The organism is Paenibacillus sp. JT31N7 (assembly GCF_059692095.1).
Genome location: NZ_JCAUAT010000001.1, coordinates 197372 through 212717, shown reverse-complemented (window position 1 = coordinate 212717; position 15346 = coordinate 197372). Strand labels below are relative to the sequence as shown.

Annotated in this window: 13 protein-coding genes and 1 riboswitch; of the genes, 5 read left to right on the top strand and 8 right to left on the bottom strand. The window is 53.8% G+C overall.

Annotated elements, in window-relative coordinates; genetic code table 11:
* Positions 1–120: 120 nt before the first annotated feature.
* Positions 121–2250, bottom strand: coding sequence for a catalase (locus AC58P5_RS00920; protein ID WP_497384015.1), 2130 nt, complete (start codon positions 2248–2250; stop codon positions 121–123).
* A 198-nt stretch (positions 2251–2448) separates the two neighbouring features.
* Positions 2449–2550 carry a sporulation protein YjcZ gene (locus AC58P5_RS00915; protein WP_497384014.1) on the bottom strand — a complete coding sequence of 34 codons (102 nt, stop codon included), beginning with the start codon at positions 2548–2550 and terminating at the stop codon, positions 2449–2451.
* Positions 2551–2797: 247 nt separating this feature from the next.
* Here AC58P5_RS00915 and AC58P5_RS00910 point away from each other — a divergent pair, with 247 nt between their 5' ends.
* The 4 genes from AC58P5_RS00910 (at position 2798) to AC58P5_RS00895 (ending at position 7038) form a co-directional block, all read left to right on the top strand.
* Complete coding sequence (locus AC58P5_RS00910) at positions 2798–3631, top strand: sugar phosphate isomerase/epimerase family protein (protein ID WP_497384013.1); 834 nt, start codon at positions 2798–2800, stop codon at positions 3629–3631.
* Between the two features lie 5 nt (positions 3632–3636).
* Positions 3637–5211 carry an FAD-dependent oxidoreductase gene (locus AC58P5_RS00905; protein ID WP_497384012.1) on the top strand — a complete coding sequence of 525 codons (1575 nt, stop codon included), beginning with the start codon at positions 3637–3639 and terminating at the stop codon, positions 5209–5211.
* A 207-nt stretch (positions 5212–5418) separates the two neighbouring features.
* Entirely contained in the window at positions 5419–5676 is a 258-nt protein-coding gene (locus AC58P5_RS00900) for a hypothetical protein (protein ID WP_497384011.1), read from the top strand.
* A gap of 141 nt (positions 5677–5817) precedes the next feature.
* Positions 5818–7038 (top strand): GNAT family N-acetyltransferase, encoded by a 1221-nt coding sequence (locus AC58P5_RS00895; RefSeq protein WP_497384010.1) that lies wholly within the window; start codon positions 5818–5820, stop codon positions 7036–7038.
* Between the two features lie 93 nt (positions 7039–7131).
* Here AC58P5_RS00895 and AC58P5_RS00890 read toward each other — a convergent pair whose 3' ends face one another.
* The 5 genes from AC58P5_RS00890 to AC58P5_RS00870 all read right to left on the bottom strand — a co-directional run bounded on the left by AC58P5_RS00890 (position 7132) and on the right by AC58P5_RS00870 (position 13410).
* The gene (locus tag AC58P5_RS00890; protein ID WP_497384009.1) at positions 7132–8679 is read right to left on the bottom strand and encodes an FAD-dependent oxidoreductase; all 1548 of its coding nucleotides are present in this window, start codon (positions 8677–8679) and stop codon (positions 7132–7134) included.
* A 108-nt stretch (positions 8680–8787) separates the two neighbouring features.
* A complete protein-coding gene (locus AC58P5_RS00885) occupies positions 8788–9030 on the bottom strand; it encodes a YolD-like family protein (RefSeq protein WP_497384008.1) in 243 nt (80 codons plus the stop codon).
* Between the two features lie 222 nt (positions 9031–9252).
* Positions 9253–11550 carry a 5-methyltetrahydropteroyltriglutamate--homocysteine S-methyltransferase gene (gene metE, locus AC58P5_RS00880; protein WP_497384007.1) on the bottom strand — a complete coding sequence of 766 codons (2298 nt, stop codon included), beginning with the start codon at positions 11548–11550 and terminating at the stop codon, positions 9253–9255.
* Positions 11551–11736: 186 nt separating this feature from the next.
* Positions 11737–11930: riboswitch (cobalamin riboswitch) on the bottom strand.
* A 50-nt stretch (positions 11931–11980) separates the two neighbouring features.
* The gene (locus AC58P5_RS00875) at positions 11981–12766 is read right to left on the bottom strand and encodes an arylamine N-acetyltransferase family protein (RefSeq protein ID WP_497384006.1); all 786 of its coding nucleotides are present in this window, start codon (positions 12764–12766) and stop codon (positions 11981–11983) included.
* Positions 12763–13410, bottom strand: coding sequence for a hypothetical protein (locus AC58P5_RS00870; RefSeq protein ID WP_497384005.1), 648 nt, complete (start codon positions 13408–13410; stop codon positions 12763–12765). The genes AC58P5_RS00875 and AC58P5_RS00870 overlap by 4 nt, the downstream gene beginning before the upstream one ends.
* 168 nt (positions 13411–13578) lie before the next feature.
* On the opposite strand from AC58P5_RS00870, the gene AC58P5_RS00865 reads away from it, so the two are divergent.
* Positions 13579–14859, top strand: coding sequence for an ATP-binding protein (locus AC58P5_RS00865; protein ID WP_497384004.1), 1281 nt, complete (start codon positions 13579–13581; stop codon positions 14857–14859).
* A gap of 12 nt (positions 14860–14871) precedes the next feature.
* Here the strand turns inward: AC58P5_RS00865 and AC58P5_RS00860 are convergent, their stop codons facing one another.
* Entirely contained in the window at positions 14872–15237 is a 366-nt protein-coding gene (locus tag AC58P5_RS00860; protein WP_497384003.1) for an ArsR/SmtB family transcription factor, read from the bottom strand.
* Positions 15238–15346 lie beyond the last annotated feature (109 nt).

Genomic DNA, 15346 nt, shown 5'->3' with positions numbered 1-15346 from the left:
TAACTAATGCCATTAGTTTTAGCAAGCCCAAATTTTCACTTCCTTCTCTATCATCAGAAAAAAGCAAAAGACCCCTGAATTGTCAGGGGTCTTGAAAGCGAGACCTTGCCGAAACCGAGCTTACTTCGCCTGCGACTGCAGGCTGCGGTTCCAGTGGCGGTGCTGGGCGACGGCAGCCGCGAAATCACGGCTGAAGCCGGCTGCTTCATCCGCGCGATCCGCCGTCAGAACGCCCGGCTGAATTTCCGGCGCAGCCGTTGCCGGCGGACTACCGGCAGCCGATCGGGCGATTCCCGCTGCGGCGAGAAGCTCCGCGCCTTCACCGACTGCGCCGATGGTCTTGTAGTGCTGGAAAGCTTCTTTGATGAAGTCCGCCGTCTTGGAATCACCCAGAAGCTCGTCGGCGCTCTGGCGTCCGCCCGCGATATAGACGGCGTCAAACAGCACGGAATCTGCCGTGAGAAGGGAATGCTCCACTTCCATCGGATTTCCGCCGTCGCATACGATCGTGCCGAGCTGCACGCTGACCACTTCCGGAACGAGACCGGCCGCTTTCAACGCTTGGAGCATGCCGCTCACTTCTTTTCCCCGGAAGCCGTTGCCGGCCAGTACGGCCACTTTGCGGGTCAGCGGTGTCTTCACTGTATTCATCTGGCTAAGTGCCGGAGAGGACAGCGTCACGCCGGTATCGGAAGCGCCTTCCGGCGCTTTGGCGCCGATTCCCGCCGCGATCTGCTTTGCCAGATCCACACTTACCCGGCTGAACATATCGACGGCCCGCTGGCGGATTTCTTTGGTTTTCACTTTGCCGAGCTCAAACCGGAACGCGTTTACGATATGCTGCTTTTCCACGGCAGACATACTGTTCCAGAATAAGGTCGCCTGGCTGAAATGATCCTTGAAGCTGTCGCTGCGCGCCTGAATTTTGCGGCCTTCCACCTTCTCCGCGTAATGAGCGTAGCCGCCCTCTTTCTCCGACGCGGGTTCAGGAGAATTGCCTGCCAGCGAGTTTTTGTGATAGCTGACCGGTCCGCGGTTAATCGTCATCCGGTGCATGCCGTCGCGCTGGTTGTTATGCACGGGAGCCACCGACCGGTTGATCGGAATTTCGTGGAAGTTGGGGCCGCCCAAGCGGGAAAGCTGAGTGTCCGTATAAGAAAACAGTCTGCCTTGAAGCAGAGGATCGTTCGTAAAATCAATCCCCGGAACGACATGTCCGGGATGGAAAGCGATCTGCTCGGTTTCGGCGAAGAAATTGTCGGTATTGCGATTGAGCGTCATTTTACCGATGATTTTCACCGGAACCTGTTCTTCCGGCCAGATCTTGGTCGGATCCAGAATATCGAAGTCAAACATGAATTCGTCTTCTTCTTTGATGATCTGAACACCGAATTCGAATTCCGGGTAATTACCGGTCTCAATGGCATCCCACAAATCCCGGCGGTTGAAGTCGGGATCTTTGCCCGCCAGCTTCTGCACTTCGTCCCACACCAGGGAATGTACGCCCAGCAGCGGTTTCCAGTGGAATTTGACGAAATGCCCTTTGCCTTGTTCGTTTACGAATCGGAACGTATGTACACCGAAGCCCTCCATCATCCGGAAACTGCGCGGAAGCGAACGGTCCGACATCGCCCACATCACCATATGAGCCGTCTCGGTATTGGAAGTTACGAAGTCCCAGAACGTATCGTGCGCGGACTGAGCCTGCGGTATTTCATTATGAGGCTCCGGTTTGACCGCATGGACGAAGTCCGGAAATTTCATGGCGTCCTGGATAAAGAAGACGGGCATGTTGTTTCCGACAAGATCGTAATTGCCTTCCTCCGTGTAAAATTTCGTGGCGAAACCGCGAACGTCACGGACGGTATCGGCTGAGCCGCGCGACCCGGCAACGGTCGAGAAACGGACGAAAACCGGCGTTTTCACGGAAGGATCCTGCAGAAATTTCGCTTTTGTATACTCCGTCATAGGTTCGTATACCTGGAAATAACCGTGTGCTCCAAATCCTCTTGCGTGTACGATGCGCTCCGGAATACGCTCGTGGTCGAAATGAGTCATTTTTTCCCGGAAATGAAAATCTTCCATCAAAGTCGGCCCGCGCACCCCGGCCTTCAAGGAGTGCTCATCCTCACTGACGCGAAGTCCCTGATTGGTCGTCAACTTCTGCCCGGTGTCGTCCACCCTGTACGGGTCAAGCTGTTTATCTTTGCTTTGTTCGTTTACAGGCTCGCGCTGATCGTCTTTTTTCATCGGACAACCTCCTTTGATCTGTTTAGGAAATGAACTCTTCTACTTAATAACCTGTTTCAGATAAAGCCAAACCGCAATCAGAATGAGAAAATCTTACATGACCTTCCACATCGATCCATATTAAAGGAAGCTTGCCCCTAAAATCACAAACAAAAAATCCCTGCCTGGCCGGCAGGGATTCCGATCACTGGGTTTCGCCTAATACAAGAAAGTGCGGGAGACTATGACCAGCAGAATGAAGAGAACCAGAATGACAGCTGTGCTGGTACCAAGGCCGTAACCTACTCCTCCGTAACCCATTCGTCAACACCCTTTCTTTGTTTGGGATAGGATATCGTATGCCCCATGATCCTATAATTTTTGGACTCATCTCCCGGTTCGAGGAAATTTTTCGCAAAAAATCAGGTGCTGACGGAACTATACCTTAAGGTCGGCATCAAACTACCAGAAATGGTCATGACATTGACCTACTAAGAGGGCGGCCCTCCTTTTACAATAAAATAAATTCGCCCCGCAGCGGGTCTGTCAACCTGGAGGTTACAACTTGATGAAGCTGTCTTTGAGTATGTGGAGCATGCACCGTACAACCCGTGAAAATCAGGGAACCGTCCTGGATTTTCTCGTTTTTTGTCAGCAGGAAGGCATCGCGCAAGTCGAGCTTCTGGATGTCTTCTGGAAAGACAAACAAGCTGAAATTCCAGCGGTTCTTGCCTTTTTGAAAGAAAACGGACTAACCTTGTCCAGCTATGCCGTCGGCAACGATTTCGTAAAAGGGACTCCCGCCGAAAGAGCCGAAGCCCTCCGTGTGGTGAGGGACGGGATCGAAACGGCAGGAAGGCTCGGGACGCCGGTTGTCCGCGTTTTCTCGGGAAATATGTCTGACGCCTTTACGTTCGATTCCGCACTTGAATGGATCGTATCCGGCCTCCGGGAAGCGGCGGCTTTAGCTGAAAAAGCGGGCATTACCTTGTGTCTGGAGAATCACGGCAAGCTTGCCGGTAAAGGGGATCAAGTCCTGGAGATTTTAAAACGCGTCGGCTCGCCGGCCTTGAAATCGACCTTCGATACGGGAAACTTCCTGCTCGTAGACGAGAAACCGCTTCATGCGCTGGACGTTCTGCTTCCTCACATCGGGCATGTCCATATTAAAGACTTCGCCGAAACACCCGCAGGACGATACAAAGCGCTGAGCGGCAAAACGTATGAAGGCGTCTTCGCCGGCGAAGGGGACGTCCATCTGGACGTTATCGTTTCCAGACTGAAGGAAGCCGGATATAACGGTGCCTATGTCCTCGAATACGAAGGAACGGGAGACGAAGCCGAAGGAATCCGCAAAAGCTATGAAAATTTCAACCACCTTGTCCAAACCAAAGGAGATTAAACCCAATGACCCCCATTCAATTAGCTGATGTCGTCATTATCGGCGGAGGAACCGGCGGCTTCGCCGCAGCGCTTGCGGCAGCCGAGTCAGGCAAGAGCGTTATCCTGACCGAAGAAACCTTGTGGATCGGCGGACAGCTCACCAGTCAGGCGGTTCCGCCGGACGAACACCCGTGGATCGAGAAATTCGGCTGTACCCGCACATACCGCCGGTTCCGCGAAGGCGTCCGGAATTATTACCGGGATTATTTCCCGATGACACCCGAAGCCAAAGCGATAACGGAGCTTAACCCGGGCAGCGGCTCCGTAAGCCGGTTGTGCCACGAGCCCAGAACGGCACTGGCCGTACTCCAGCAAATGCTGGCTCCTTACGTTCACAGCGGTCAGGTGACCATCCTGCTCCGGCATATTCCGGTAAACGCGGAAACAGACGGGGACGCGATTACATCGGTTGAGGTGAAAAGCCTGGACAGCGGCGCGCTGACCGTTCTCAAAGCTCCCTACTTCCTGGACGCTACGGAATGCGGCGACCTGCTGCCCCTTGCGAAAGCGGAGTATGTAACCGGCGCGGAATCTTACGCGGAAACCGGAGAACCGAACGCGGTAGCCGGAGATCCGCTTCCGGGCGATATGCAGGGTTTTACATACTGCTTCGCGGTGGATCATCTGGAAGGCGAGCACCACGTCATCGAGAAACCCGAGATGTACGAGTTTTGGAAATCGTACAAAGCCGATTTCTGGCCGGACCGCCTGCTCAGCCTGACGGGTGTGAAGCCGGCCACAAACGAGCCGGTCCGGTATGAAATTTTTCCGGGGACAGAGCACTTCTCCCTCTTCCGGTACCGGCAGATCGCGGACAAAGAGCATTTTCGTGAAGGAACCTATCGCAGCAGTATTTCGCTCGTCAACTGGCCGCAAAACGATTACTGGCTCGGTTCCGTTATCGACGTTTCCGACGAAGAGAAGCAGAAGCATCTGTACCAGGCCAAGCAGCTATCGCTCTCTCTCCTGTACTGGCTGCAGACGGAAGCCCCCCGTCCGGACGGCGGTACAGGCTACCCCGGCCTGCGGCTGCGCAAAGATGTCGTCGGCACGGAGGACGGCCTGGCGATGTATCCTTACATCCGCGAGTCCCGCCGGATCAGAGCGGAGTTTACCGTGCTGGAGCAGCACGTCGCCACCGCGTGCAGACCCGACGGCCGGGCCGAAGCGTTCGCGGACAGTGTGGGAATCGGCTGCTACCGCATCGACCTGCATCCGAGCACGGAGAACCGCCCGTATATCGACGTCTCTTCCCTGCCGTTTCAGATCCCGCTCGGCAGCCTCATTCCGGTACGCGTCCGCAACCTGCTGGCCGCCGGCAAAAACATCGGCGTCACGCATATCACGAACGGCTGCTACCGGCTTCATCCCGTCGAGTGGAATATCGGCGAAGCGGCCGGATACTGCGCCGCTTACTGCATCGACAACGGCATGACGCCGAGCGAACTGCGTGGCGATCCGGAAGAACTGGCCAAATTCCAGTCGCACCTGGCCAAAGCCGGGATCGAACTGGATTGGCCCGCGCTCCGGCCGGTCTAGGTACGCCAGGAGTCCGCTCCGGCTCTCAGCGGGCGGGCAGGCATCATTTTACGCTATTACTTACCGATACGTGTTCGTGGGTATCCGTCAGTCCGGCTCAAAGCCTCCAGTTCTTTCTGGAGGCTTTTTCATAAAAGAAAAAAACCCTGAGACCGCTAACTTTTTGTTATAATCAGGAAATACGATTTTATTTCAGGAGGTTAATGAATGGCCGGCTCTCTTTCCGATGATCTATTCATCGGGTCCATTATTTCCCTGTTAATCTGGGGATGCACCAGCGGCATTTTTACGAGGTTTAATCTGACTCATACGGAAGACAGGTACATACAACCTCCGGACGCCGAGGAGTACTTCTCTCCTAAACTGGACAAAAAGCCTCTCCTACACGCTTTCCGTTCCGTTTTTTTTATTGCGGCCGTACTCGGTTTTGCCGCCTCCGTTGTAGTTTCCTACCTACAATTTTAACCATTCCCGATCTATTTGTTCTCTAAGCTTGCGCCTTTTTTCGATGCTGATTACACCCGGGTTGAAAAGGGTAAGCTGGAAATTGGGAGAGTCCATCCTAATGTGGCCCCTATAACGAACGCTCGATACGGAGGTGCGACCATGAGCCGCCGGAAACTGCAAGAAAGACTCAAAATGAAAAGCGTGGAGCCCCAGCACGGAGAACAGTTCAACCATTTGCTCCGCTATGTGTTCCAGGTGACGAACCATGATTTGCAAACGTTCGGCTGGGAAGACCGCGAAATTGCCCAGGCAAAACTTCCGGTGCTGAAGCAGGCCGATGTCTTAGGCTGGTTTGACGAAGACAAACTGATTTCGCAGCTGGCCGTATACCCGTTTCAAGTCAATATTTTCGGCCGGATTTACGATATGGGCGGTTTGACGGGCGTCGGCACTTATCCCGAATACGCCAATATGGGGCTTATGAACCAACTGATGCGGCAGGCTCTTACCAACATGCGAGAACGCAGGCAGTCTATTTCGTATTTGTATCCATACTCCATCCCGTACTACCGGCGCAAAGGCTGGGAAATTATTTCCGACAAAATTTCGTTCGAAGTCAAAGACACGCAGCTGCCCAAGCTGAAAACTGTCCCCGGCAACGTGGAACGGGTCACAATCGAACACCCCGACATCAAGACCGTTTATCAACGCTTCGCTCTCCAGAATCACGCCGCCATGCTGCGGAACAATTTGGCCTGGGAAGAATATTTGCGCTGGGATCTCGACGATATGACCGTGGCCATTTATTACGATGCCGACCATGAACCTTCGGGATTTTTGCTGTACTGGATTGCAGGCGAAATTTTTCATATGAAGGAAATGGTTTTTCTCGATGAAGAAGCCCGGACGGGCCTGTGGAATTTTATAAGCGCGCATTTCTCCATGGTCACCTATGTAAAAGGCCATACTTACAAGGACGAACCGATGTCCTTCCTCTTGGAGGACGGAGATATCAAAGAAACGATTGCGCCTTATTTCATGGCGAGGATCGTGGATGTGAGCCAGTTCATCGAACAGTACCCGTTCCAGGCGCAGGGGGAAGAATGCAAGCTAACCTTCAACCTGCATGATCCCATGCTGGAATGGAATCAGGGAACGTTCACTTTGACAGTGGACAAAGAAGGCCGGGGCCGGCTGGCCGACGGGGGCGGAACTCCTTCCGCTTCCTTCGATATCCAGACCTTGACCACGATGCTGATGAGCTACAAGCGGCCTTCTTACCTGCAGAGGATACGCCGGTTTCACGCGGATAAAGAGTCGGTTCAACTGCTGGAGAAGCTGATTACGAATGAGCAGCCTTATTTCTCGGATTACTTCTAAGTGAATTAGCGCCGGTGTCCCGCTTCGCGCCTCTATGAAAAACACGCAAAAAGCCGCTCCTTGCCGGAGCGGTTTTTTCAGGCATTCCGCCGTCTAATCGTCCAGCTGCACTTTCGCCAGCGGCTTCAAAGCCGGACCCTCGATCACTTCACCGGTATACGTGAAACGGGAGCCGTGGCAGGGACAATCCCACGTCCGTTCGGACTCGTTCCAGTCCACCTCGCAGCCCATATGCGTACAGGTCGTATCGACCACGTGCAGGCTGCCTTCGCGGTCGCGGTAAGCGCCCGCTCTTTTTCCCCGGACCCGCACTACGGCTCCTTCATCCTCGCGGAGTTCGTCGGCTTCTTTCGAGGGATATTCCAGCTTGCCGGAGATGAGCTCTTTGGCGACGTTCGCATTTTCCACGATAAAGGTTTTAACCGACGGGGTCGCATGAAACCGGGACGGTGAGAACAAGTCCTTGTAGGGGCTGTCCTCCCCGAGAATCAGCTTCGCATTCAACTGGGCGGCGGCAATGCCCGAGCTCATCCCCCACTTCTTGTACCCAGTGGCAACGTACAGATTCGGAACATCATCGAGTTCCTGCCCGATGTACGGGATCGTATCCAGCGTGTACAGGTCTTGAGCCGACCAGCGGTACGCGATTTCTTTCACCCCGAAGGTTTCTCTCGCGAATTTCTCGAGCGCCTCGTAATACTGGAACGTGCAGATGCCCTGGCCCGTCTTGTGTCCTTCTCCGCCCACGATCACCATCGGCTCGCCGTTAATCAGCACGGACCTCAGGGAGCGCTTCGGCTTATCGGCACTGAGGTACATGCCTCCGGGGTAGCGCTTGTCCGTTTTGACGGCGAGCACGTAAGAACGCTCCGCATGAAGACGCGCAAAATACAGCCCGTGCAGGTTGTTAAATGGAAAGTGGGAAGCGGATACGACATGCGAGCTGCTGACGGTAAACCCGCCGCTCGTCTTGAGAATGGACGGACTCCCCGGCTCGTATCCGGTTACGGTCGTTTCCTCGTAAATCCGCCCTCCTTTGCGCACGATTTCTTCAGCCAGATGAGTCAGAAACGGGACCGGGTTGTATTGTGCCTGATTTTTCATTACGACCGCCCCTTTCGTTTCGAAAGGCAGAGCGGTTTTTTCTACATATGCACCGGGGATTCTCAATTTTTCATAAGCTTCGTATTCTTTGAACACTTTGTGCAGAGAAGAATCCGTATCCGTGTACACGATGGCATCTTGCTCTTCAAACTGGCACCGGATGTCGTGTGCCTTGACAAGATGACGCACGAACTGAAGAGCGTCCCGGTTCGCCTCGTAATACAAACGTGCTTTTTCTTCACCGAAGTCGGTAATATACTGATCGTAAATCAAATCGTGCTGGGCCGTAATCTTGGCGGTTGTATACCCCGTCGTTCCGTGCAAAATCCGCCCCGCGTTCAGAACCGCGACCTTCAAGCCCTTCATGGCAAGCAGATACGCCGTTGTCAGACCGGTAATTCCCGCCCCGACGATAGCGGCGTCCACCCGGATATTTTCGTTCAGCCTGGAATAGGAGGGAATTTGGGCGGAAGCCAGCCAGTACGATTCCGGAAACTGGGGAAAAGCGGCTGCTGATTTCGAATTCGTTTCGTTCACGTGGATTAGCTCCTTTTACCAATATTCTCCTAACTTCTCCAGAGTGACCTCATTCTATTCGTTCCGCCCAAAGTAAAAAAGCACCCTTCCGGATGCTTTTAAGGCTAATCAGGCGTTATCCACCTGCATAATGTCCATAAAAGGAACTTTCGTCAGCTGTTCGCCGTCCTGAACATGTACGAGTCTCGTCCGGGGATCCATGACCGTAATTCTGCCGTAGACCTGCTCTGCCCAGCCCCATACCGTAAGAAGAATTAGAGAATCCTCGTTCTTGGCTTCCACAAGCCGGTTCCCCAGTTCCTCCAGCTCGAATTCATCCCGGGTCGGACGTTTTACTTTTGCCTTTGCCATTATACCTCCTGAATGACGGTCTTACCTTTTGCCGTTTTATCTTTCTATCTTACCATGTTTATGGGGTTCTTCCAATGGTTTGGAAACTAGCGTTCCTATTTTCTTCCCGCGCGAATGTAAAAAAGAGCCCCTGCCCGGTTTGTACCGGGAAAAGGCTCCGATTATGGATGGCTTTTGTTTTATCGGTCCGAGAGCGGCTGCAGTAAAGACTTGCCTCCCCGCTCAGCCTTGAGGAACAGCCATCGTTTCCCGGCATTGTTTGGCGGCCGCAACCATGTTGCGCAGGGCGGCTGCGGTTTCCTCGCCGCCTCTCGTTTTGAGTCCGCAATCGGGATTGATCCAGAAGAGCTGCGGGTCAAGTACGCGCAGCGCGCGCTCGATCATGCTTACCATCTCTTCGACGGAAGGGACCCTCGGACTGTGAATGTCATAGACACCCAGACCGATTCCCTTCTCGTACGTATGCTGTTCGAAGCTTTCGATCAACTCCCCGTGGCTGCGGGAGGTTTCGATGGAAATGACGTCCGCATCCATATCACGGATAGACCCGATCATGTCGTGGAATTCGCAGTAACACATATGCGTATGAATCTGCGTCGTGGCCCGGACGTTCGCCGTAGTGCTGCGGAAAGCGTTGACCGCCCAGTCGAGATAAGCCCGGTGCTCTTCTTTCTTAAGAGGAAGGCCTTCGCGGACAGCGGGTTCGTCGATTTGGATCATTTCGATCCCCGCCTCTTCGAGAGCTTTCACTTCTTTCTCCAGCGCGAGGGAAATCTGGTAGGCGACTACGTCTCTGGACAGATCGTCCCGGACGAACGACCAGTTGAGAATCGTGACCGGTCCTGTGAGCATCCCTTTCACGGGACGTTTCGTGAGCGACTGCGCGTAGACGGTTTCCTCGACGGTCATCGGCTGCGTAAAGGCCACATCGCCGTAAATGACCGGCGGTTTCACACAGCGCGAGCCGTAAGACTGCACCCAGCCGTTGCGAGTGAAGGCGAAACCGTCCAGTTTTTCGCCGAAAAATTCCACCATGTCCGTCCGTTCGAACTCCCCGTGAACGAGGACGTCCAGATCCAGCTCCTCCTGCAGCTTCATCCATTTCCCGATCTCGCTCCGGATAAACGCTTTATACTGCGCGTCCGTCCATTCCGCTTTTCTCCATTTGGAACGTGCTTGTCTGACTTCCGCTGTCTGCGGAAAGCTTCCGATTGTCGTGGTCGGGAGAAAAGGAAGCTTCCACTTCTCGCGCTGAAGGGCACGCCGTTCGTTGAAGCTAGCGCTCCGTGCCGCCGGTACCTTCTGAAGCTGCAGGGCTGCCTCTTGGACGGCTTTGTTGCCGCGAGCTTCCGAGGACTGGAGGGCGGCAAGCGCTTTTTCGTTCCGCTGGAGCGCATCGCCGGTTTCCGCCGTTTGGGACACCGCCGCCTTGGACAGCAGGACGACTTCCTCCAGCTTCTCGTTTGCGAAGGCAAGGGCGTCTCTCAGCACCGGATCCAGCTTGTCCTCGTAAACAGCGGACACTGGCACATGCAGAAGGCTGCTGGACGTCTGGAGGATCACCCGCTCTTCCGGTACCACGGCAAAAATGTCATGAAGCGTATTCAGCTTCTCCTTCAGGTTGGCACGCCAGATGCTCCGGCCGTCCACGATGCCCACTCCCAAAACCTTGTCGGCAGGGAAACCTTCGCTCTTTAACAGCTGCAGCGTCTTTTCACCGCCGTGGACGAAATCAAGCCCGATCCCGTGAACGGGCAGCCGGACCACCCGGCTGTAGGATTCCACGGATTCAAAGTAAGTCTGGAGCATGATTTTCAGGCCCGGTGCGGCCTCCGCCAGCGCTTTGTAGATCCGTTCGATCCGTTCCAGATCCTGTGCGGACACGCTTGTCGAAAGCACCGGTTCGTCCACCTGCACCCATTCGGCGCCCTCCCGTTCAAGCTCGCGCAGCACTTCGCCGTAAAGCGGAAGCAGCCGGTCGATCCAGGCATCGGTTTCCGTCTCGGCGTACCCTTTGGACAATTTCAAAAAAGTAAACAGTCCGAGCAGTACGGGTTTGCCCTGGATTCCGAGCGTTTCTTTCGCTTCGCGGTAAGCTTTTAACGGTTTGTTCTCGACCAGCTCCGGCTTGGCGCTCTGGAGTTCCGGCACGATATAATGGTAGTTGGTGTTAAACCATTTGGTCATTTCGCATGCGGCCGCCCCATCTTCCCCTCTCGCCATCGCGTAGTAGGTGCCGACAGGCACTTCACCGCCCTCGTAATGAAACCGTGCCGGGACGATCCCGAACATAACGGCCGTATCCAGCACATGGTCGTAACCCGAAAAATCGTTGACGGCGATAAGCTCAATGCCTTTCTCCCGCTGAATGCGCAGATTTCCCAGACGGACCTCGGCCAGCTTGTCTGTCAGCTCCCGCTCCCCGATTTTACCGGCCCAGAAAGATTCCAGCGCCTTCTTCCATTCACGTCCCGCTCCGATCCTCGGGTATCCCAAACTGCTGCTTTTCAATGCGTTCATGATCTTGACCTCCTGATAGTGGCTTGAATTGGATGTTTGCATGAGTTCTCTGCTTCATTTGCTTATTTGTACGCGAAAAATAAGAAAAGGACGTCATTATCCCCGAAGCATGCAAGGATAAAGACGCCCTCTGTTTGTATAATCAGCGGCCCGTACTTTAACACCTCCCTATCTCCCGTAGGTAAAGCAGTGCTGTCAGAATAGGCAGGTCTCCTGGCTCCAGAATCATCATCTTCGGCTGCCTTCCCGGTCTAAGACCAGTGGCATAATCGCCTTGACTCCTCTGTTACAGTGGCGGGACCGCGCCGGTTTTTCACCGGACTTCCCTTTTAAGCTCCAGCTCCCCCGAGGGGCTGAGCACCTATTCCCAACATATTCAATTGGTTAACTTAGGAATGACTATACACAACGAAGCTTATTTATGCAAGCTTTATTCCAGAGGAATGCCGAAATATTTAAGCAGAGCTTCCTTGTAAGCCGCGTCGTTTTCAGGCACGAACGTGCGCACGCCTTCGGGCGTGAACAGCTTAAACTCCTTGCCGGAGACCGAATTGCGTCCCTCCCGGGTCCGTAGGGCTACCATCGCATCCTTAGCGAAAATGGAGTCCGGGCTGTGCTCGCACCAGAAGCTGGCCATGACAAAATCTTTGGGCAGCTGCGCCTCCTCGGTAAACGAGTAAATGCGCCTCCAACTGCCATGATGCTTCTCGCTGAGCACCCAGCCGAATACGGGGTCCCGCTCCATGGCGTAAAGCTCCTCGCCCTGCCGCTGTTCCAGCTTCTCGGCAAGACGGACAGGCCTCCGCGGCACGATGCCCCCGACACCTACGTCGCATAAGTAGCTGACTCCTTGCGCCTCCACTTTCAGCACGTGATGGCGGCGTTTGGGCGGCAGCTGTGTCTCGTCTCGCCAGAACCGGGCGACATAATCGGTAACCGGGTAGCCGAGCTTGCGCAGCAGCCAGCCGAACAGGGCGTTCAGCTCGAAGCAGTAGCCGCCCCGCCGCCGCTCGACGATTTTATGCCGCAGATACTTAATCTCCAGCGACAGCGGAACACCGTTCAGGATGTCCAGATTTTCATACGGTACGGTATGCAGATGCTGCTCCTGCAGCAGGGCCAGCGCTTCGTAACTGCCGTCCAGCGGCCCCTCGTACCCGATTCGGTTGAGGTAAGCCTCCACTTCAGGTTTCAAAGCTTCTCTATCCGTTCTCACGAGACATCCTCCTTTACGGCAGCCTCGCAGACCGTGATTTGTTTGGTGCGGAGATCCACAATACGGCTGCGCACATCGCATTTGGAAATGAACAGCGGCTTGCCGTCCCGGTCTATCCAATACGCGATGGGCAGCGAAACTTCGCTGCCGCGAAAGGATCCGTCCGCATGACTCGTCCCGATAACCATGGCATGATGCCGGGAAGCGATTTCTTTCGCTTTTGCAACCCATTCATCGAACTGTTCTTCACTGAACATGCCGACGCCGATCGGCTGAACAAACAAATCGGTCCCCCGGTTACCCGGCTCTCCTATCTCCTGCAAAACCAGTTCATCACATAGAATCGGAGTGATAATCAGGCCCTCTTCGTTTACGGATTTATATTCGCTGTATTTGGCCCGGTCCATCACGATCTGCCCTTCCCGGTTAATGATCACGGCCCGGTCTTTCGGATTTTTCGTTCCGCTTATAAGAAGAGTACGCGTACGGGCCGCAAGCTCGCATGCCAGAGATAGATTGGTATGTAAGTATCCTTCGGGGAAAACAGCCGCGGTTATGTCGGGATACATCATTAATTCCGCTTGCAGTTGTTCCAGGTTCCGCTCCAGCTTAGGCTGGCTGACGAGTATTTTCAATCTAACCACCTCCGACTTATTCTGAAAGATTCAACAACTTGGTGAAATAATCCTCCATGTTCACCAATTTTTGATGAGTTTCCGCGCAATCGGCATCATTATTTATTGCATTATCTGCCAGAGAACTCCATAATAGGAATCTGAGTTCTTTTTTCTTTCAGAAAGAGAGTGCGGCCCGTGAAAGATACCCTAGTCCATTTATTCATCATGACATTTCCCCCTCATATTTACCAGATTTTTATGCTTACGCGATTTTACAAAAGAGAAAAAATCCGAAACCGGTTTCTGATGGGAATCCTGATGGGTTTTTCCGGAATTTTCAGTATAAGCTATCCGGTCATGTATCTCGTTCCCGATTTTTATTGGGATTTAAGAGGCGTTCCTCTTCTGCTCGCTTTTATGTACGGAGGGTATTACGGAGGGTTTACGGCGCTTGGGATGATGCTGATTTTTCATGGGATTATGTTCCCGTCTTTCGGAGTTTCGGACGTCATTCTCTATGCGGCGGGTTTTCTTCCCATCCTGTTGAGAGCCCGTGTCTTCTACCAATATCCTTCGCGGAAAAAGATCGGCCTGTCGCTCTTGTACGCGGGCATCGGCGCCGCCGCGCTGCTTATCTGGCTGTCGTACATCGTTTCGCATCACGGTTTTATCTGGAAGGATCTGCTGCCGCAAGTAAGTCTTCTCGTGATCGTACAGCTCCTGCTGCCGGTTCTGCTTATCCTGTGGTTTCAGCATATGCTCCGGCACGACCAGATGAGTATCGAAATCCAGAAAGCCGAGAAGCTGCAGCATCTCAGCGATCTGGCCGCAAGCGTCGCTCACGAGATCCGTAATCCGCTTCAAGTTACGCGCGGTTATATCCAGATTTCCCAGAAAGAAGCCGATGAGAAGCTCGGCCGTTATTTAAACATCGCCATCGGAGAACTCGACCAGGCCGAGAAGATTATCTCGGAGTTTCTGCTCTTCGCTAAACCCGAATTGACCGAAACCGGCATCATCCATATCGGCGATTCGCTTCAGCAGGCCGTGACGATGCTTGAACCTTATGCCAGCATGTCGGGAGCCGTAATCGAGCTTTCCTGCGAGGACAATATTTTTATCGAGGGAGACTCTTCCAAGCTGAAACAGGCGTTCGTCAATCTGATCAAAAACGGAATCGAATCGACCCAAACGGACGGTCTTATCCGCATTCACGGTTATGTCCGGAAGCATAAAGCCATCATTACCATCACGGATAACGGAAGCGGCATGACCAAGGAAGAAATCGAAAGACTGGGGGCTCCCTTCTATACGACGAAAAGCAGGGGAACCGGGCTCGGTCTGATGGTCACGACTCGCCTGATCGATGCCATGCGCGGGAAAATGCGGTTCGCCAGCGAAGTCGGCGTTGGGTCTGAGGTTATGATCAGCTTCCCCCTGTCGGCAAAAAAAAGAGTATCTATTCCCCGGGAATAGATACTCTATTTCTTATACGTGCACGAGATGCTGCAGGGTTTGACGGAAAATTTCTTTAACATGATCGTCGTCGAGCGAGTAAAAGACGGTCTTGCCGCTTTTGCGCCGTTTAACAATCCGGACATTCCGTAAATACCGGAGCTGATGGGAGACGGCGGACTGCCCCATTTCAAGCACGACACTCAGATCGTGGACACACAATTCCTGCTGGGAAAGCGCATAAATGAGTTTGACGCGCGTAGGATCTCCGAGCGCTTTGAACATCTCCGCCATGTTTACGGCCATCGATTCGTTCATTTTCGCGTGCTCCAGAGCCGTTCCGTCCGATTCCGTCCCCGCGCAGGATTCGTCACAGAGGTCTTCGATTGGTTTTTGCATGATCCATTCACCGCCTTCGTTTCCATACGGCTTATTATATCAAAAACATTACGGTTAAGGGAGTCCCTTCTCCGCTGCGCAATAAGAAAGTGCCCCGCACCCGGTGCGG